This is a genomic window from Chryseobacterium sp. KLBC 52, from assembly GCF_003347605.1.
GTDB lineage: Bacteria > Bacteroidota > Bacteroidia > Flavobacteriales > Weeksellaceae > Chryseobacterium.
The window spans coordinates 74,654-95,539 of record NZ_QDFZ01000020.1 but is presented as its reverse complement, the minus strand read 5'-3'; the positions used below and the strand labels follow the sequence as shown (position 1 = coordinate 95,539).

At 38.7% G+C, this 20,886-nt stretch carries 14 protein-coding genes; 8 read left to right on the top strand and 6 right to left on the bottom strand.

All coding sequences use genetic code 11. From position 1 onward, the window contains the following. Nucleotides 1-25: 25 nt before the first annotated feature. The 6 genes from DDF69_RS19135 to DDF69_RS19110 form a co-directional block, all read right to left on the bottom strand. Complete coding sequence (locus tag DDF69_RS19135) at nucleotides 26-1,279, bottom strand: glycoside hydrolase family 105 protein (RefSeq protein WP_114822179.1); 1,254 nt, start codon at nucleotides 1,277-1,279, stop codon at nucleotides 26-28. 11 nt (nucleotides 1,280-1,290) lie between these two features. Then, the gene (locus tag DDF69_RS19130; protein ID WP_228412047.1) at nucleotides 1,291-2,349 is read right to left on the bottom strand and encodes a DUF4861 family protein; all 1,059 of its coding nucleotides are present in this window, start codon (nucleotides 2,347-2,349) and stop codon (nucleotides 1,291-1,293) included. Further along, nucleotides 2,333-3,751 (bottom strand): pectate lyase, encoded by a 1,419-nt coding sequence (locus tag DDF69_RS19125; RefSeq protein ID WP_114822178.1) that lies wholly within the window; start codon nucleotides 3,749-3,751, stop codon nucleotides 2,333-2,335. The genes DDF69_RS19130 and DDF69_RS19125 overlap by 17 nt, the downstream gene beginning before the upstream one ends. Nucleotides 3,752-3,782: 31 nt before the next feature. After that, nucleotides 3,783-4,805, bottom strand: coding sequence for a pectinesterase family protein (locus DDF69_RS19120; RefSeq protein ID WP_114822177.1), 1,023 nt, complete (start codon nucleotides 4,803-4,805; stop codon nucleotides 3,783-3,785). Between the two features lie 75 nt (nucleotides 4,806-4,880). Beyond that, nucleotides 4,881-6,716, bottom strand: coding sequence for a RagB/SusD family nutrient uptake outer membrane protein (locus DDF69_RS19115; protein WP_114822176.1), 1,836 nt, complete (start codon nucleotides 6,714-6,716; stop codon nucleotides 4,881-4,883). 10 nt (nucleotides 6,717-6,726) lie between these two features. Beyond that, the gene (locus tag DDF69_RS19110) at nucleotides 6,727-9,744 is read right to left on the bottom strand and encodes a SusC/RagA family TonB-linked outer membrane protein (RefSeq protein WP_114822175.1); all 3,018 of its coding nucleotides are present in this window, start codon (nucleotides 9,742-9,744) and stop codon (nucleotides 6,727-6,729) included. Nucleotides 9,745-10,620: 876 nt separating this feature from the next. Between DDF69_RS19110 and kduI the strand changes: the two genes are divergently transcribed. From kduI to DDF69_RS19070, 8 genes are all read left to right on the top strand, one after another. Beyond that, nucleotides 10,621-11,457, top strand: a complete 837-nt coding sequence (kduI, locus tag DDF69_RS19105) for a 5-dehydro-4-deoxy-D-glucuronate isomerase (RefSeq protein ID WP_114822174.1) — start codon at nucleotides 10,621-10,623, stop codon at nucleotides 11,455-11,457. A 7-nt stretch (nucleotides 11,458-11,464) separates the two neighbouring features. After that, complete coding sequence (locus DDF69_RS19100) at nucleotides 11,465-12,247, top strand: gluconate 5-dehydrogenase (protein WP_114822173.1); 783 nt, start codon at nucleotides 11,465-11,467, stop codon at nucleotides 12,245-12,247. A gap of 16 nt (nucleotides 12,248-12,263) precedes the next feature. Next, the gene (uxaC, locus tag DDF69_RS19095) at nucleotides 12,264-13,661 is read left to right on the top strand and encodes a glucuronate isomerase (RefSeq protein WP_114822191.1); all 1,398 of its coding nucleotides are present in this window, start codon (nucleotides 12,264-12,266) and stop codon (nucleotides 13,659-13,661) included. Between the two features lie 251 nt (nucleotides 13,662-13,912). Continuing rightward, nucleotides 13,913-14,920, top strand: a complete 1,008-nt coding sequence (locus tag DDF69_RS19090; RefSeq protein WP_114822172.1) for a sugar kinase — start codon at nucleotides 13,913-13,915, stop codon at nucleotides 14,918-14,920. A 2-nt stretch (nucleotides 14,921-14,922) separates the two neighbouring features. After that, a complete protein-coding gene (locus tag DDF69_RS19085; RefSeq protein ID WP_114822171.1) occupies nucleotides 14,923-15,591 on the top strand; it encodes a bifunctional 4-hydroxy-2-oxoglutarate aldolase/2-dehydro-3-deoxy-phosphogluconate aldolase in 669 nt (222 codons plus the stop codon). A 219-nt stretch (nucleotides 15,592-15,810) separates the two neighbouring features. Next, nucleotides 15,811-17,337, top strand: coding sequence for an MFS transporter (locus DDF69_RS19080; protein WP_114822170.1), 1,527 nt, complete (start codon nucleotides 15,811-15,813; stop codon nucleotides 17,335-17,337). Nucleotides 17,338-17,457: 120 nt separating this feature from the next. Then, the gene (locus tag DDF69_RS19075) at nucleotides 17,458-18,921 is read left to right on the top strand and encodes a tagaturonate reductase (RefSeq protein ID WP_114822169.1); all 1,464 of its coding nucleotides are present in this window, start codon (nucleotides 17,458-17,460) and stop codon (nucleotides 18,919-18,921) included. A 5-nt stretch (nucleotides 18,922-18,926) separates the two neighbouring features. Then, complete coding sequence (locus DDF69_RS19070; RefSeq protein ID WP_114822168.1) at nucleotides 18,927-20,540, top strand: UxaA family hydrolase; 1,614 nt, start codon at nucleotides 18,927-18,929, stop codon at nucleotides 20,538-20,540. Nucleotides 20,541-20,886 lie beyond the last annotated feature (346 nt).

Sequence of the window (20,886 nt, the reverse complement as noted above, 5' to 3'; positions counted from 1 at the left end):
AAGGATGAGAATTTCTCAATCTTTTTTACTTTTCAAATTCTAAACTTGCAAGGATAAAAGGACCTGTTCCTTTCGGATCATTGGAGCGTACTTCTTCATTCACATAATATTCATAAGACCCGCTTCTGTAAGGTGTTCCGCCTAGTCCGGCTACTGCACAGCATTTATTTAAGCTTACTACACCATTTTCATCTACTGTGATTAGGTTTTTGATAATACCTTCATATCCCTTTTTTGCGTAAGCCTTATAGGATTGGGGTAAATAGCCTTTATTTACAGATTTTATCATGGTGTATACAAACATTGATGAACCTGTTGCTTCCAGATAATTTCCTTTCTCTCCGCCTTTGTCCAGTACCTGATACCAAAGTCCTGTTTTGGAATCCTGTACTTTGATGACGGCATCACAATACGATTGTAAATAAGAGAGTAATTTCGCTCTTCCGGGATGATTCTGAGGTAAATAGTCCAAAACATCTACCATCGCCATTCCGTACCAGCCCATTGCTCTCGACCAGAAATTGGGTGAAAGTCCCGTTTCTTTGTTCGCCCATTGCTGCTGACGACTTTCGTCCCACGCGTGGTAGAGCAGTCCTGTTTTTTTGTCTAAAAGATGCTTTTGAATCAGGCCAAACTGGTTGATGATATCATTGTAGGCTTTTTCAGCTTCTTCTCCTTTTGAAAAATAGTGAGTGTAGTGTGCATAGAAGGGTTCGCCCATGTATAATCCATCCAGCCACATCTGATTAGGATAAATTTTCTTATGCCAGAATCCGCCTTCTGAAGTTCTTGGCTGACCGTCAATCTGAGAACGCAGGGTTTGTAAAGCTTTTAAATATTTATCTTTTTTCTCCTGCTGGTAAAGGTAAAGAAGGACATTCCCGCAATTCAGCATATCGATATTGTATTTGGAAAGATCGTATGAAACGATGCTTCCGTCTTCTTTTACCATCGTGTCCCCGAAAGTTGTGATATACTGATAATATTCTTTGTTCCCGGTTTTTTCGTATAATCTTTCTGCGCCTTCCAGAACAATTGCTGTTGGGTAGCTCCATTTAGGTGCTTTGTTATAATCCAGCATCCAGGCTTGCGGAAATCTTTTTATTTCAGAAAGAAGCATTCTTTGAGACCATGGAAGCTTAGCTGAAATTTTTCCGTTGGCTTCCGTTTGTATTTCTGATGAAGTGTTTTGCAATGGCTTTTGTGCACAGGAAAAAAATAATCCGGAACAGGCAGTTGCCATAGCGTAGATTTTAATAGTGTTGTTGATAAAGTTCATGATGTTAAACTTTAAAGTTGTTGAGTTTGATCGAGAATATCCAGTTTTTGATCCAGATCCTGGTAAAAAGATTCTTCGGTTGTTAAGCCGTTGGATTCCTGAGACCAGGCTCCCAGAAAGTAATAGGATACATTTTTAGTCTTTTTGAAGACGATAGTGTGGGTAGATTTTGTTTTCACATATTTATCAAAGCTTTCAAGCGGATAAAAAACTGCCATTCCCAGATTGTCTTCTTTTTTGGCCAGAGTCTGCTGTCCGTAAGTAGCAATATAAGCCCATTTTTTATTTTTGCTGATTCCCTGTTTCATGGGAATATCTTTGAAAGCAACAATTCCGGTACAAAGACCTGAAAGACTGTTGCTCAGATTGAGATCTACTTTTACGAAACGGTCTTTGGGAAAAATCGTCAGTTTTGACTGCAAATCTACAGCATTGCCCCAGGTTTTCCAGCCTTTGTAAGTAATAAGGGCATAAGACTGATCTTTTTCGTTGACTACTTTTGCATTCGTGCTTTTTACAATTTTAAATGTTTCAACATAATCATTCTGGTCATCATATCTTCCGTAAGAACCAATTCCTATGGTACGTCCGGATTTCAGAATATCCTGTCCCCACGGAGCATCGTGATGATAAGATTCAAAGCCGTCTTGGCCTACTTCCGGCAGTACAAGCCCTGATATTTTTTTACCGAAAATATCGGTGGCATTTCGCCAATCCAGATAAAGTCTGTAGCCAACCTGGTTGTTTTCAAGACCGATTCCTTCATACCTGATATAAGACGAATGATCGGTATGGGCTTCCGGAAGGGTGAGTTCCTGAACGTTTTTGAAAGCTCCCCCAATGTATTGATTGCCTTCCCATTTTCCACCTTCTTTTACAGAAAGTTCAGCGTAAGAAAATGGTGCTTTCGGGTTTTTCTTAATAGTTTCAATCACAGAAGTCTGTGCTGAAAGATGGGTGCTGATAAAAGCGGCTGCTAGGCCTATTTTAAATAAACTGAGTTTCATACTTTTTTCTGTTGGGTTACCGGTTTCTGATGATGAGTTTTCATGGTTATTGGTTCTGTTCATCAGTTATTTTGCGGACAATATCATTCATGTAGACTTCTATATTGTCATAGTTTTTATCCAGATCCCGGCCGTTGGCATTGGGTGATTTTGGATTCAAACGATGTTTGACTTCCCATTCATCCGTCATTCCGTCGTTGTCCGAATCGGGGAGAGGTTTTGCCTGTTTTAAAAGGGGAAATCCTCCTGTGTCATTTTGGGAATCAATGATACCGTTTTTACTTCCTTTTGAGCCTGTGTAAGTAAAGCTTCCGGTTTCAATATCTTTGATCACATGAAGATCAATGGCATCTCTTACTAAACTTGCTCCACTGGATTTGAGCACTTTCCTATAAGCTTCCTCCGCAGAATGGGTTTGGATGTTATTTCCAATATCATGAGGCTGATTGATTTTAATAGAATTTTTATCCTTTTCTGTTAAATTGTAGCTTGGTTTCATCTGGCTGAAAACACCGTCTGTCCAGTTATCTTTGGTAATTTCCGGACTTCCTTCCATCACATTTCCGCTGATATAGTATTTCCCCCAAATATTATAAACTTCTGTTTTTGGGTTTTCATTTTTATCGATGGTGACAATTCTTTGTCTGGTTAAGGTTGCAGGGCCGGGTTTGTAATAGTTATTAACGATATTCACGTTCATTCCTTCTCCTCCATAAATACTGTTGTGTCCCCAGTTGTAGATCAGATTATTTCTGAAATCGGTAAGATCTGTCAGCGCAAATTGACTTCCTGCGTATTCACCCAGTCTTGGATTTCTGCTGTCGTGATGGGCATAAATATTATGATGGAAGGATGCGGATTTACCTCCGGCAATTCCACCATAGCCATGTGCTCCTTTCTGATGGACAGAATTTCTAAGGCTTTCTGCAATGAGACACCATTGAAGAGTGGTTTTTTCATTGGCGTAAATCGAAACTGTTTCGTCTGTAGACCAGCTCATAGAACAATGATCTATCATCAGATTTTTGATAAATCTTGCTCCCAAAGCATCGCCCTCAAACTTTTTCTGATCTCCCATTCTGAATCTTAAGAAACGGATGATAACATTATCTGAAGCTACAAATGTTTCATAATTTGCAATCGTAATTCCGTCTCCGGGAGCGGTTTGTCCGGCAATAGTGACATCGCCTTCTTTTATTTTTAAAGGAGACTGCAGGTAAATGGTTCCACTGGTTTTAAATACAATATGCCTCGGACCTTTTTGGTTCAAAGCGAATCTTAAACTTCCTTCAGAGTTATCGTCTTTCAGGTGGGTTACAAAATAGACCTTTCCGCCACGTCCGCCTGTGGTGAATCTTCCAAAACCTTCAGCTCCGGGAAAGCTCAACACTTCCTGCGCATTAACCTGCGTAGAAATACTGCATAAAAGCCCTGTGGTGAATAGTTTGATGAAGTTTTTTGTCATGATTGAAGGTTTTCGTGTGAATGAGTCCGAATTATTGTAAGCTCTTTTTTATATTCCAGTGATCTTTTCCTTTAAGAATGTTCTCCGGAGTATATTTTTTCCTTTCTTCTTTACTTAATTGATGCGACCAGGGAACTCTTTGGAGCATATTGGCTCCGGCTCCTTTCGAATTACTTTCTGCATAAAATGTAGTCTTCTCTGCTTCTGTTTTGTTCCAGTTGTGCCATCCTTCAGGCTTTATCGTTGAGTTAAGCTCACAGTCGATATAAACGGTTTTGGCAAAAGGTCTCCATGGTCTTCCCAGATAAACGGAATGGTCTTTCGCATTTCCAATAATTTTTGAATTGATAAAAATGAACCCAAATTCATTTCCCTGTGGAGTAGAAGCGGCTGTCACATAGCTTGCTGTTTCTTTGGAGTAAATAATACAGTTCTCAAAAACAGCTGTTCCCGCTCCAAAAATATAATCTGTTGTTCCTTCGATATAGCAGTTTTTAAAATAATTTCTTGACGGTTTTGTTTTATCCTCAAGATCCTGAGCTCCTTTTAAATATAAAGTATCCTGATTTCCTAGAAATCTGCAATTTTCAAACGCAATTCTGTCACCGGAAGTTAATACGGCAACAGCTTGTCCGACTCTTCCGGAACTGTTTTCAAATGAAATATTTTTCGCTGTAAAATCATTTGAATAAATAAATATTGTGGAGGAACCTGTCGTTCCGATCTCTTTTCCTGCAGCATTCTTTTTTGAGGCATAATCATCGTAAGTAATGATTGTCTTTTCGGGATTTTCACCTTCCAGCAATATCGCTCCTTTTGTTTCCGGGATGGTGATCTTTTCTTTATAAATTCCGTTTTTGATAAACACTTTTGTTTTCGCTAAAGAATGGTTTTCAATAGCATCAATTGCCTGCTGAACGGTTGTGAAATCACCTTTTCCGTCTTTCGAAACCACGATGGTTTTATCCTTGGTTTTGAAAGAAAGAATGCTGAATAAAGCTACCAGAGCAATAGAAAACAGAGCCGTGTTTTTAAAAAAGATGGAAAATTTCATAAAGCAGTTTTGAGATAAAATACAGACTGATCCTGGTGGAAGACAGTCTGTATTTTGATATGAATGTTAAACTATCTAGTATCCGTAATCCTGGGTAAGGTTATAATTTGAATTGATCACATCCAGCGCAATAGGAAGAAGTTCCCTTTTGTTGGGCTGGAAATAATACGCATAACTTTTCACCGGATCTCCACTAATGTAAGGCTGTGTCATAGCCAGTCTCCAGTTTACTTTTGTATACCCTGAAGGTGTTGCAACGCTCTGATTCGGATTGTAGAAAACATCAGCTTTGTTGATTCCGTTCACATAAATGTCCATGTCCAGTACATTTTGCTGAGCCGTTTTTGTCGGAACATAATTGGCAACAGTGGAAGCTGGTTTTTTATAAAAAATATACTCGGGAACATTCGCGTAAGCTCCGGTACCGTTCATGAAATCTGTAAGTTTCTGTCGGGTTTCATTGATCTTTGTTTCCAGAAGGTTCCAACGGATCAGATCATATTTCCTCAACCCTTCGCCTCCGAATTCCAATAGCCTTTCCTGAACAATATATTTAAAGAATTCAGTTTTGGAAGTAGGGATGATTCCTATCTGGCCCACGTTACCGCTATAAGCCCTTTGCCTTACAGCCATTACAGCATCAATGGCTTCCTGGGAAGGTGCGCTGTGAAGTTCATTGTCTGCTTCAGCAAACATTAATAAAATATCAGCATATCGTAGCAATGGCCAGTCGATTCCTAAGTTCTGAGAAGTTCCGGTAATGCTCGTCCATGACTTTCTGAATTTTCCGTCATTCCAGTTGATGGAAGTCTGAAGATCCTCCTGTTTGGAAGTGCTTACCCTGAAAATGGCAATATTAACATCTCTTCTCAAATCATATTTGCTGAATTCATAGAAATAGGTAGGAATAGCACTGATACCACCAGCAGATTTCCAGTCAGAATCATCATGTCTTAATCCATTATAATATCCTATTTTTGAATCTGTTCTAGAGTTTCCGCCAAAAGCTCCGACTGCAAAAATAATTTCATTCGTTGTATCCGGAGTGTTGGTATGTAAGGATCTGAAAAGTCCTTCATAGCTAGGGTTCAGCTTGTGCTGCCCGGAAGTGATGATATCTTTACATTCATCATAAGCAATCTGATAATATTTCTGAGGATTTGTGCCCTGTACCATCAATTGTGGGCTTCTTCTCAAAGAATATCCGGCTCTTGCCAAGGCTATTCTGGCTCTTAATCCTTTTACTGCTGCTTTGGAAAGTCTTTGTGCAGTAGTACCTCCTTCAGACTTCCATGGTACCAGCGCTGATGCTTTTGCCAGATCATCAAGAAGTTTTTCATAGATGACATCGCGGTCTGTTTTCGGAATATAAACGGATGGAAGATCTGCAGAAGGGACCTCCTGAAAAGGGACATCACCCCAGTTTTTAATAAGATCATAGTAAAACAACGCTCTCAGGGTTAATGCTTCTCCCAGGTAGCGGTCCATCAGCTTTTTATCAGCTGCAGATCCGGTTTGATACACTGGAGAAAGAGGAATGTTTTTGATTACAAGATTCGCTCTTTCGATGCCTGTGTAAGTATCCAGGAAAGGTCTGAGTAATTCCGTATTGGTAGGCACTGCTCCGAAACAGCTTATTCCTCTTCTGTCGTTGGCATTATAATCTCCGGAGGTTCTGAGATCGTCTCCGGATTGAGAAAGGATGAGATTCATTCTCTGTCCATATGTATTATCACCCATGGCACTGTTGTAAACCCCGACAAGGGCGGCAAAAGTGTCCGGTGCTGAGTCGAACTGTTGTTTCTCAGCGGTATTGGAAAGGTTTTCTACCTCTAAATAATCGCTGCAGGAATTAAGAGTAACCACGCAGGCAAGAGATAAGAAAAAACTTGAAAATTTATTTTTGTTCATAGCGTTCGTTTTAGAAAGTAATATCTACTCCTGATAAAATAAATCGGCTTCTTGGATAGGCAGAATAATCTACTCCCGGAGTTAATGGATTTCTTCTTGTATTGGCTTCCGGATCAAATCCTGAGTAGCCGGTAATTGTAAATAAATTATTCACGGTAGCGTAAAGTCTCAGATTCTTCACTCCAATGGCTTCCAGAGAACCTTTTGGGATGCTATATCCAATGGTAAGGTTATTCAGTCTTAAGAAAGAACCGTCTTCAATAGCGTAGGAATGAAGGAAGTAAGCTCCTGCAGGTGGAGTCCACATGGTTGTATTGGCGTTAAGAGCCGCAAGAGCAGTAGGATCTGTCACCTTATTTCCGGCATTGTCAAACCATCTCCAGCGATCTGCCACTTCAGCGAGCATGTTATTATCCTTATACAGATACTGAGTCGTGTATTCTATTTTGTTGGCATTGTATACTTTATTTCCTATGGAGAAATTGAAAAGTAAGCTCATGTCCCAGTTTTTATAGCGGAATGTTTGGGTAAAACCACCATAGAATTTAGGCTGTGCACTTCCAAGATCGGTCATATCTTTATTATCAATCACTCCGTCACCGTTTAGATCCTGAAGTTTAAGATCTCCCGGCTGTACAGCTTTTGCACCATTGGCTACAGCGGCAGAGCTTGCTATTCCGTTTTTTAAAGTATAGATCTGAGTGGCTGCATCATAATTAAAATCACTCACTTCATACCTTCCTGCTGTCACATATCCCCAATAAGTTCCTACCGGTTTTCCTACCTGTACAAGGAAATCAAACAGGTTATTCTGCCATCCGGAAGGGTAGTAGTAAGAATTGGAACTTGCAGATGCATTATTTCCTAAACTTTTAATGGTGTTTCTGTTGGAGGAGATATTGGCATCAATTTTCCATGAAAAGTTTTCTTTATTGATGATGGTACTTCCCATTGATAATTCTATCCCTTTATTTTCGCTGCTTCCTGAGTTTTGGTATTGATACTCGTATCCGGAAGTCTGTGGTATTTTAGCTAATAATAAAAGGTCTTTGGTATCTGTTTTATAAACATCCAGAGTACCATACAGTCTTCCTTTGAACAATCCGAAATCAATTCCGGCATTGTATGAAGTAGCTGTTTCCCATTTTACATTGGGGTTTGCCATAATATTTCCGGTGGTTGCACCTGGCGTAACACTGGTTCCGAAAGCATAGCCGTAATCTGAAGAAGACGTAAAGAAGGTGTCATATAAAAAAGCTCCGATTCTGTTATTTCCGGATTTTCCATATCCTAAACGAAGTTTCAGCTCATTCACAAAGTTGCTTTGTTTTAAGAAATTTTCTTCCTTGATTTTCCAGGCTAAAGAGGCTGCAGGGAAGTATCCCCACTGATTGGGGCCAGGTTTGAAAACACTGGAACCATCAGCTCTCATAGAAACTGTTGCAATATATTTGTTGTTGTAGATATAATTGACCCTTCCAAAGAAAGAGGCCAAACGGTCTACTTCTCTTGCGGTCTTGGGAGCATCCTGAACCATTCCTGAAGGCGGTGATGCCAGCTGTGAATTGGCAAAAGCTTCCTGTGCTGAAGAAGATTTCGGGAACCACTTGATATTGATGGAAGTAGATTCACCATCTGTTCTCACGGTTTCCTGACCTGCTAAAAGATCAAATTTATGATTACCAAATGTTCTTCTATAGTTAAGGGTGTTGGTATTGGTAATTCTTCTGGTTTGAGAATTGCTCATAAATACCACAGGCTGATCGTTATTCTGTCTGGCAAGGCTGGTAACCGGACCGGAAAACTGATTCACAATCTGATCTCTCTGTACATAACCGATGACACTTCGGAAGGTAAAATCTTTACTGATTTTATATTCAATCGTTCCATTTAATAATAAGTCATTTCTTCCGCTTTCTTTCACTTCATCGTTAGCCAGTAAAACGGGATTGACAAGATTCGTCTGGTCTGCGAATAAAGGATCAAAATCATCAACATCTACTGTAGAACCTCCTTCAAAAGGCTGATATCTGATGGCATTTCTCAATCGGTTGGTGGTTTGCGAACCTGAGGCAGAAGTTCCTGCTCCGTAGATCATCTGACGGCTGTAGCGTGCGTTCAGGCCAATACTCAGTTTTTTTGAAATATCATAATCATATCTGAAGTTGGCCATATTACGTTTGAATCCGGATCCAATCATCACTCCGTCTTCCTCCACATTATTAAGAGTCAATGAAAATGCAGAATTCTCAGATCCTCCGGACAATGCCACGTTATGGGTAAAATTGAACGCTTCTCTCCCGAAAAGTTTATCCTGCCAGTTTACATTTTTTACAGACTTGTATTTGTCCAGCTGATCAAAAGTTCCGTAGCGTGTGTTAAAAGTTTCAATATCTTTTGCATCTCCATTCTTATAATATTGTTCATATTGATAAAGAACATACTCATAAGGATCCAGTACACTGATCTTATTCTGAATGCTTCTTACCCCTACAAAACCATTATAGTTGATTGTTGTTTTTCCTTTTTTGCGGCCACCTTTTGTAGTGATCAGCACTACACCGTTGGCTCCTCTTGATCCAAAAATAGAAGTGGAAGAGGCATCTTTTAATACTTCTATTGATTCTATTTCTTTGGGAGATAAAATGGTCAGGGCATTATCCATCTGCACACCATCTACAATATAGAGTGGGGCATTACTTTGGGTAATGGAGTTTCCACCGCGGATTACGATATCCACATCTGCTCCGGGAGACCCTTCACTCAGAGAAACCTGTACACCGGCCAGTCTTCCCTGGATCGCTTCGGCAGCATTGGTAGAAGGCATATCTTTAAGAGCTTCGCCTTTCACGGAAGAAACAGCGTTGGTAACGTCTTTTTTGGAAACCTTTGTATAGCCTACCAAAACCACATCATCCAGTTTGGTTTCTTTATCTTTTTTCGTTTCTTTTTCCTGAGCCATGGAAAGGACGGGAAGCAGAAAAACAGTTAAATATAACCACTTTATTGATTGTACTCTTTTATCCATTATGTATCCTTATAGTTTTAATTCTTGGTTGAAAGTTTTTTCAATCGTTTTTGATTAGGATTATGAAGTATTCTGCGGATTTTAATGGTCATTACGTATTTTAATCATTTTCTTACGCGTTAGTGCAATCGATTGCGTAATTTTTTATAAAACATTATTCTGGCTCCTAAACTAATATTATTTTTCAATACGCAAAGAAAAAAATATTATTTTTTCGTGAATTTATCTGTTTAATGATGTGATCTTTGTAAAATAAGTACTGATGGACTGTTTTTAATTAATTGATTATTAGCCCGTTATATTCATATTTGAGCAACTTTAATAAACAACGAAAAAAATCAATTTCTTAAGTGTTTAATGATGATGAAACTTAAAATTTGCTTAAAATGATGTCTTTTTTTGAGGGTGAAAAATCCCAAAATTCATCTCGAGGAAGAAAAATTTTCATCAATTTCTGATTTTTGTCATCTTTTTGAAATTATTAGTGCCTCCATATTTTGTACTTTTTATTAATATTTACGAGTGTATATCATATATGTATTAATTTGATCATATTTTAATCAATATTTCATTGCCTGTTTTCTCTTTTATTTTGGCATGATTTTATGTTTTAAGTCCGGTTGGTTTCCTGTTTTGGGAAATTTATTGTGGATTTTTTCTCTTAATTTTATCTGCTTTTAAATCTGTTTTAAATTTTATTGATCTGAAAATCAATTGTTTTTAAAATAAAATTAATTTTTTGTTAACTACTTAAAGAATAATTATATATTTAACCCCACAAGTATTTCTGCAATTTTAGTGTAATTTTATGCAATCGATTACATTGAGTTTAATAGGTTTGCGAAAACCGTAAAAAGAAAAAGTAAAAATAGTAGTATGGCACAATCAGAATTTCGTTACGCCCATCATCCTGAAGATGTGAAAAAATATACCACAGAAGATCTCAGGAGGGAGTTTCTAATCGATGATTTATTCAATGAGGATAAGATAAAACTGGTCTATTCTATGTATGACAGGCTTATTGTAGGAGGCATAATGCCTTCTTCCAGAGCTTTGAAACTGGAACCCACCGATGATCTGAAAGCAGAAAACTTTCTGGACAGAAGAGAGCTGGGAATCATCAATGTAGGTGGAGCAGGGAAAGTAAACGTAGACGGAAATGTATATGAGCTTGGAAATAAAGAAGCTTTATACATCGGAAAAGGAGCTCAGGAAGTGATCTTTGAAAAGACAGGTGAAGAACAGCCTTATTTTTACATCAATTCAGCTCCCGCACATCATGCATATCCTACAAAGAAAATCACCAAAAACGAAGCTGAAATTGTGGAACTGGGTGAGGAAAAATATGCGAATAAACGTACTATCAACAAACTGATTGTTAATTCTGTGGTAGAAACCTGCCAGCTTCAGATGGGTATGACGGAGCTTCATCCCGGAAGTGTCTGGAACACGATGCCTGCACACACACACACCAGAAGAATGGAAGCCTATTTCTATTTTGACCTTGAAGAAGGGCAGACGGTAAGTCATTTTATGGGACAGCCTCACGAAACCCGTCACCTGTTTATGAAGAACAGGCAAGCGGTATTGTCTCCCGAATGGTCTATCCACTCTGGGGTAGGAACTGCCAATTATACTTTTATCTGGGGGATGGCCGGAGAAAATATGGACTACGGCGATATGGACGGCATTAAAACAAACGAACTAAAGTAATTTTCCAATGAATTTATTTGATTTATCCGGTAAGGTAGCAGTCGTTACCGGCGGTACTCACGGATTAGGAATGGCAATGGCAGAAGGACTTGCTGCGGCAGGGGCTGAACTGGCCATTACCAGTACAACGCCATCAAAACTGGACGAAGCATTGAATTATTACCACGAAAAAGGGTATCAAGCAACGGGCTATATTTTTGATGTGACAGATGAACTGGAAGCTGCCCAAAAAGTAGCTTTAATGGAAGCCACCCATGGAAAAATAGACATCCTTGTCAATAATGCGGGAATCATCAAACGTATTCCTGCTCTTGATATGGAAGTGGAAGACTTTAGAAAAGTAATTGATGTAGATCTTACCGGACCTTTTATCATGTCGAAATTAATCGGGAAATATATGATTAAAAGGAAATCGGGGAAAATTATCAACATCTGCTCGATGATGAGTGAGCTGGGACGTGATAATGTAGTAGCCTATGCTTCTGCAAAGGGCGGCCTTAAAATGCTTACTAAAAATCTGGCAACAGAATGGGCAAAACACAATATTCAGGTGAACGGAATCGGTCCCGGATATTTTGCAACCTCCCAGACAGAACCCATCCGTGTGGATGGAAACCCTTTCAATGATTTTATCATCAGCAGAACACCGGAAGGAAGATGGGGAAACCCGGAAGACCTTGCAGGAACCGCTATTTTCCTTGCTTCTGACGCAAGCAAATTCATCAACGGACAAATTATTTACGTAGATGGAGGAATCCTGGCGACCATTGGAAAACCTGCTCATGAATAACAACAGACTAGAAAAAATGAAACCTTTTATAACAGACCAATTTTTATTACAGAATAAATACGCTGAAGAACTCTACTTCAGATTCGCAGAAAAGCAGCCTATCATTGATTATCATAATCATTTGATTCCTAAAGATATTGCAGAAGACACTGTTTTTGATAATATCTCCAAAGTCTGGATTGCCGGCGACCATTACAAATGGAGAGCCATGAGAACGATGGGAGTTAATGAAAAATTCATCACAGGAGATGCTTCAGACAAAGAAAAATTCGAAGCCTGGGCAAAAACAGTTCCATATACTTTGAGAAACCCTCTGTATCACTGGACTCATCTGGAATTGAAAAGATATTTCGGAATTGATGAACTACTGAATGGAGACAATGCATCGGAAATCTATGAAAATATCACCGCTCAGCTTCAAACGCCTGAAAAATCTACCAGAGGCCTTTTGAAAATAATGAATGTGGAGTCTCTATGCACTACAGAAGATCCTACAGACACTTTGAATTACCATCAGGATCTGGCGAAAAGCGATTTCAGTATCAAAGTAAGTACCGCATTCCGTCCGGATAAAGCCATTCTGATTGAAAACCACAACTTTGCAGATTATATTGCAAAACTGGGGGCATCAGCAGGGATTGAAATCAATTCTTACCAGACTTTATGTGATGCTTTGCTTAAAAGGATCGAATATTTCCATAAAAACGGATGCAGGCTGTGTGATCACGGTTTGAACAATATTTCTTTCGAAGAGGCTACAGAAGCGGAAGTGAATGCTATTTTCAATGATAAATTAGCCGGAAAAGTGATTGCCGAAAAGCAGGTGAATCAATTCAAAACAGCGATTTTATTATTCTTAGGGGAAGCTTATCACCAATACGGATGGGTTCAGCAGTTCCATTTAGGAGCTTTGAGAAATAACAATGAAAGAATGCACAGAATTCTAGGACCTGATACCGGCTGGGATTCCATCGGAGACTTTGTGCAGGCGGAAACATTGTCCCGATTTTTGAACACTTTGGACGGAAAAGATAAACTTACAAAAACAATTTTATACAATTTAAATCCTGCGGATAACGAAATTTTCGCCACAATGATCGGGAATTTCAATGACGGAAGCATCAAAGGAAAAGTACAGTTTGGTTCCGGATGGTGGTTCCTTGATCAGAAAGACGGGATGATCAAACAGATGAATGCCCTTTCCAACATGGGATTAATAAGCTGTTTTGTAGGGATGCTGACGGATTCCAGAAGTTTCCTTTCTTATCCTAGACACGAATATTTCAGAAGGGTATTGTGTAATCTTTTTGGCGAAGAAATGAAAAACGGTGAACTGCCTGATGATATTGAACTGATCGGGAAAACCATATCAGATATCTGCTATCACAACGCAAAAAATTATTTTGATTTTTAGTTTTCAAATAAGATAATATCATCTCACAGATTGAGCAAATTTTGTTGATTTAAAATGATCCGCGTAATCAGCTAAATCTTCGTGAAAAAAAATTAACCATTAAGAGAATGTAAAAGTGAAGAATTGTTAAGAAGAAAATCAAAGATTTTTAAATGATATGATCTTTTATTTTCAATGTATTCAACTTCAAAATTACCAAAGGAAGAAAAAACATTTGTGTCTTTTGTGGTTAAAAAAAGCTAATTAAAATTATGAGTAACAAAATAGTCACATTCGGTGAAGTGATCATGAGACTTTCCCCACCCGGAAACAGAATGATGAAGCAGAGCCACGAAATGGAGTTCTTTTTTGGAGGAACAGAGCTGAACGTTGCGTCTTCATTGGCAGTAATGGGTGGTGATGTAAGACATATCAGCTGCGTTTCGGATGATTTTGTAGGAGAATCTGCCGTTTCTTTCATCCAAAGTTTTGGAATTGATACCACTTTCATTCATAAAAATGACCATCCTTTGGGACTGTATTTTCTTGAAGTTGGTTCATCTGTCCGTGCCAGCAGAATTGCTTACAACAGGCTGAACGGTTCTTTTGCCAATATCAACCCTGAACAGATCAACTGGGAAAAGGCGCTTGAAGATTGTGAATATTTTCACTGGACAGGCATCAGTCCTGGTATTTCAGAATTTGCTTACGAAGCATTGAAGGAAGGTCTGAAAACAGCTCAGAATAAAGGAATTGAAATTTCCGCAGATCCGGCTTACCGTTCCAATCTCTGGAAATATGGAAAAAAAGGACATGAAGTACTGAAAGAACTGGTTTCTTATTCCACCATTTTTATCGGAGGAGTAAATGAGATCAATGAAATTCTCGAAACTCAGTTTTCCTCAGACCAGGAAGGTTTCATTGAAGCCTGTAAAGAATTAAATCAACAAATTCCTTCTGTTCAAAGAGTTTTTGACAAAATAAGAATTGGGGTTACAGCCAGCACTCAGCAAACTCAGGGAAGGGCGTGGGTAGATGAAACCTATTTTGAAACGGAACTTCTGGAAATTAATCCTGTTGTGGACAGAATTGGAACCGGAGATGCTTTTGCAGCAGGGTTAATTTATGGATTAAAACATTTTGATCCTAAAAAAGCGTTGAGTTTTGCCAATGCAGCCTGCGCGGTTAAACATACCATTCCCGGAGATATCAACTATGCAGGTGTGGAGGATATTCTGGAAGTAATGAACGGAAATTCAGGAGGAAGAATAAAAAGATAACTATGGCCAGATTTAATAGAATAGAAGTAGCCTTAATGGCAAAGCAGACAGGGATTGTTCCTGTGTTTTATCATGCAGATCTTGATGTTTGCAAGAAAATTGTAAAAGCCTGTTTCGATGGAGGAGCCCGTGTTTTTGAATTCACCAACAGAGGTGATTTTGCCCACGAAGTTTTTGCTGAACTGGTAAAATATGTTGCCAAAGAAACACCTGAAATGATTCTGGGAATTGGCTCCGTGCTTGATCCGGCAACCGCTTCATTATATATTCAGAATGGAACGAACTTTATCGTAGCTCCCATTTTAAATCCTGAAGTGGCCAAGGTCTGCAACCGGAGAAAAATTGCATGGATGCCTGGCTGTGGCTCTGTTTCCGATATTTCTTATGCTGAAGAATTGGGAGCAGAGATTGTAAAAATCTTTCCGGCAACACAAGTAGGTGGCCCGGAATTCATCAAAGCCGTGAAAGGCCCGATGCCATGGTCAAATATAATGCCTACAGGCGGAGTCGTTCCAACGAAAGAAAACATCAGTGAATGGATTTCTGCAGGCGCTTATTGTGTAGGACTAGGCTCTCAGCTGTTTGTGAAAAATGAAACCGGGGAATATGACTATGCAAAAATCACAGAAGCTGTAGCCCATTCAATACAGATCATTCAAGAACTAAGATAATTGTTCTTATCATTTTAATGAAGCCATAAAGGGAATATAGAATGATAAATTAGAGAATCAAAAGGAAAATAACTTTCAATCTCATTAATCTCAATCCCTTAATCAAATTCAAATGGTTTAAAAAATTAATAATTTCCGTACTGAAATAGTATGGATAAGGAGTTTTTTGCTCCATTTTGTTGCTAAAATCAATAAAAATCAATACTATTAACGATTGATATGAATAAAGAAATATCCCCGAAACCAACTCAGTTCAGATGGACGATCTGCGTGCTTCTTTTTATTGCAACGACCATCAATTATATGGATCGGCAGGTGCTGTCACTCACCTGGAAAGATTTTATCGCTCCCGAGTTTCACTGGAATAATAATGACTATGGAAATATCACGGCATTATTTTCTATTTTCTATGCCGTAAGTATGCTTTTTGCCGGGAAGTTTGTAGACTGGATGGATACTAAAAAAGGTTTTCTCTGGGCTATCGGAATCTGGTCTGTAGGAGCTGTTATTCATGCCTTTTGCGGAATTGCTACTTCAGGAGTTCTTACGGGAAACTGGCTGGTAGGTTTTCAGGAATCTAAAGACATTATCGGAAGAGTAGATAATGTGGGCGCCATCATCAGTACCAGTGTTACCTTGTTTATTTTTGCCCGTTTTGTGCTGGCCGTTGGGGAAGCAGGGAATTTTCCAGCTGCGATAAAAACTACTGCAGAATATTTTCCAAAGAAAGACAGAGCGCTGGCAACCAGTATTTTTAATGCCGGAGCAACGGTTGGAGCTTTAGCTGCACCGGTTACCATTCCTTTTATTGCAAAATCGATGGGCTGGGAGTGGGCGTTTATCATTATTGGTGCTTTAGGTTTTGTGTGGATGGGGCTTTGGGTATTTTATTATAAAAAACCTCACGAACATCATAAAGTCAATGAGCACGAGCTTACTTATATTCAGCAGGATCAGGATGATTTTGCAGGAGAAGGTTCAACAGCATCAGAAAAGAAATTTTCCTTCAAAGAATGTTTCAGTTACAGACAGACCTGGGCTTTTGCTTTCGGAAAGTTTATGACAGACGGAATCTGGTGGTTTTTCCTGTTCTGGACACCGGCTTACCTGAGCTCTGTTTATAAAATGGATTCTACCCAAAGTGCTTTACCGTTATTTGTTCTCTATATGATTACGTTATTTTCCATTATTGGAGGATGGCTTCCGAAGTACTTCGTGGAGAAGAAAGGAATGGATGCATATTCCGGAAGGATGAAAGCGATGTTGATCTTTGCTTTTTTTCCTTTACTGGCTCTTTTAGCACAACCTTTAGGCTCTGTTTCATATTGGATTCCGGTATTAATCATTGGAGTGGCAGGAGCAGCTCATCAGGCATGGTCAGCAAATATCTTCTCAACGGTAGGCGACATGTTTCCCAAAAAGGCGATCGCCACCATCACAGGAATTGGCGGAATGGCAGGAGGGATCGGTTCTTTTTTAATCAATAAATCATCAGGAGTACTATTTGATTATGCTCATAAAGCATGGACTACTATTGACGGAATGCCTTTACTGGAAAAATATCCGCAATACATCAATGAACGTTTACCAGAGAATTTTCTTCACGATCTGGAAAAATCCGGGGCTATAATTTCTGATGGAATTGATAAAGGATATATGATCATTTTCTCAGTTTGCGCCGTAGCTTACCTCATTGCATGGAGTGTGATGAAAACACTGGTTCCGAAATATAAAGTGATACAATAGAGATGAACAAAAGGCAAAAAGCTTCTTTGCTGAGTAAACGCCTTTTTGAACGAAAGTAAGCACAATTTTACAGGTCTTTGCAGACATTGCGTTACAACTCAAAAATATAGATTAGAAAAAATGGAAAATCAGATAAAACAAAAACTCAATCGTGAATTCTATGATTCTCAGGAAAAGCTTCCTATTAAAATAATACAGTTTGGAGGCGGGAACTTCATGAGAGGATTTACAGATTATATTATAGATCAGTTAAATAAAAAGACAGATTTCAATGCAGGAATTGTGAATGTACAGCCTACACCGGAAGGTTCTGTTCACAAGCTTGAAGAGCAGGATAATCTATACACCCTTTTTACGAGAGGAATAAAAAAAGGTGAAATTATTGATGAAAAACAGGTGATTTCTTCCATTCAGAAGTCCATCAATCCTTATACACAATATAATGAATTCCTGGCTTTAGCAAAAGAAGAAGAATTGGAATTTATCTTTTCCAATACCACAGAAACCGGGATTGCTTATGATGAAACCGAAGACTATCATGCCGGGCCACACAAGAATTTTCCGGCAAAACTGACGGTTTTATTATACGAAAGATTCAAGCATTTCAATGGTTCACCGGAAAAAGGTTTGAGGATCATTCCTTGTGAACTGATTGAAGACAATGCTTTGGCTTTAAAAAATATCATCCTTCAATATGCCCAACACTGGAATTTAGAAGAGGGTTTTGTGCAATGGATTGAACAATCTAATTGTTTTCATAATACATTGGTAGACAGGATTGTTCCTGGTTATCCAAAAGACGATGCAGAAACCTATGAAGAGCAGTTGGATTATGAAGACCGGATGATGGTGGTTTCTGAAGTGTTTTTACTGTTTGTCATTCAGGATACTAAGAATTTAAAAGAAAGAATTCCTTTTGATCAAATTAATGAACAGATTCTGGTGGTAGATGATATTCAGCCGTATCGTCTTAGAAAAGTAAGAATTCTGAATGGTGGACATACTTTGATGCTGGCTCCAGCCATTTTATCAGGAAAAGAAACGGTAAAAGAATCCATTGATAATCCGTTCATCGGGAAGTTTTTAAAAGATGCCATTTTCAATGAAGTCAATCCAACTTTAGGATTGGATGAGAATGAATTGAAAGATTTTGCAGAAGAAGTTTTCGACAGATTTAGAAATCCTTTTATTAAACATCATCTGGCAAGTATCGCTTTATATTTCGTATCTAAATTTAAAGTAAGAGTCCTGCCGAGTTTATTGAAATATGTGGAAACTAATCAAAAATTGCCGCTTAATCTAACTTTCTCTTTAGCGGCTCTCATCAGATTCTATCAGGGTAATTTTGAAGACAAAGCACTTCCATTGAATGATGAGCAGACAATTATTGAACGTTTCAAAGAAATCTGGGTAAACAATGATTATGAAAAAGTAGCGGAACTTGCCTTAAGTGAAGTTTCATTCTGGGATATGGATCTGACAGAAGTTGAAGGCTTGAAAGACGCTGTAGCAAAAGCTTTGTGGGAAATTGATCATCACGATACAGAAACAGCGTATCACCATTTTGTTCAATTCTATTCTTAAAGATCATGCAGAAGAAAGTATTGAAAGTAAATCCCAAAGATAATGTTGTCGTAGCTCTGGTTGATCTTCATCAGGGCGAAACGGTTACTTTGGATCATTTGACCTATGAAATTATAAGAGATACGAAGGCCAAGCACAAGTTTGTCACGGAGGATCTTTCAGAAGGTGATGCCATTATCATGTACGGTGTTTTGGTAGGAAAAGCCAGCCAGCCGATTCAAAAAGGTGAAGTTATCACGACAGAAAACGTAAAACATCAAAGCGCAAAAGTAAAAGGTAAAACAGAAACAACTGTCTGGACAGCTCCAAATGTAGAGGAGTGGAAAGACAGAACATTCATGGGATATCACAGAGAAGACGGACAGGTAGGTACAGAAAATGTATGGCTGTTTTTTCCTTTGGTTTTTTGTGAAAACAGGAATGTGGAGATTTTGAAAGATGTTTTTGAAAAAGAACTCTTGTTCGAAAAAGTGACAAAACATCAGCTTTTGCTGAGATCTCTGGTCAATAATTCAGATACGGAAATCATTGCTGAAGAAGATCAGGATGGGCGTGTATTTAAAAATATTGAAGTTAAATTCATCACTCATCAAGGCGGCTGTGGCGGAATTCGTCAGGATGCTGAAGCTTTGGGGCGTTTGCTGGCAGGATATGTTAATAACCCGAATGTAGCCGGAGCAACTGTTTTGAGTCTCGGTTGTCAGAATCTTGAGGTTCAGATTTTCAAAGATGCTTTGGAAAAGATAAGTCCTGAGAATAAAAAGCCGATTATTGTTTACGAACAGCAAAAATCCGGAACAGTAGATGAAATGCTGAGCGGGATCATCAAAGATTCTTATGAAGCGATTAAGAAAGCGAATGAGATTCAAAGAAAACAGGCATCCATTTCAAAACTGGTGCTAGGATTAGAATGTGGTGGTTCGGATGGTTTTTCAGGAATTTCTGCCAATCCGGTTTTAGGGCAGCTGTCAGATTTAATGGCGGGAATTGGTGGTGCAACCATTCTTTCAGAATTCCCGGAATTGTGCGGAGTAGAGCAGGAGCTGGTGAACCGTTGTGTGAATGAAAAAGATGCAGAAAGATTTTTACAGTTGATGAAAGACTTTGAAGAATCAGTCGTTGCTGCAGGATCTGGTTTTGATATGAATCCGTCACCGGGGAATATTAAAGACGGATTGATCACTGATGCCATGAAGTCTGCAGGAGCGGCTAAAAAAGGAGGTTCATCGCCTATCAATGACGTTCTTGATTTTACGGAATATATTAAGAAACCGGGATTGAATTTATTGTGCACACCAGGAAACGATGTAGAATGTACAACAGCTTTGGTTGGCTCGGGCTCCAATATCGTACTATTTACAACAGGCCTTGGAACTCCTACCGGAAATCCTGTTGTTCCCGTAGTAAAAATATCCTCCAATACTTCACTTTCAGAAAGAATGCCTGATATTATCGATTTCAACACAGGTGATGTGATTACAGGGGAAAAAACAATTGACGAAAAAGCAGAAGAGCTGCTGGAATATATCATCCAAGTAGCCAGTGGAGAAATAAAAACCAAAGCTGCCATTTTAAATCAAAACGATTTTATTCCCTGGAGAAGAGGCGTTAGTTTATAAAATGTTTTTTTAATTATAAATATTAATTAGGATTGAAAATGCTTTCTACATGGTAGGAGGCATTTTCTTTAATATAAGAACCGCTAACATTTACATCAATAGGAATGGGCTACTATCCTGAGCGTAGTCGAAGGAAGCCCGTTTAATGAAAATAAATACGATCATTGGCTTTAGCTAAAACTTATAAATAGAATGTAATTTAGATTCTTCCTTCGTCAGAATGACAAACAGGCTGTTGATGGCTTGTGTGGCATATCTTAAAGGAGTACACTAGTTGACACAGTAATTTTACATCAATAGGAACGGGCTTTAGCCCGTTTAATGAAAAGAAATATCATCATTGGCT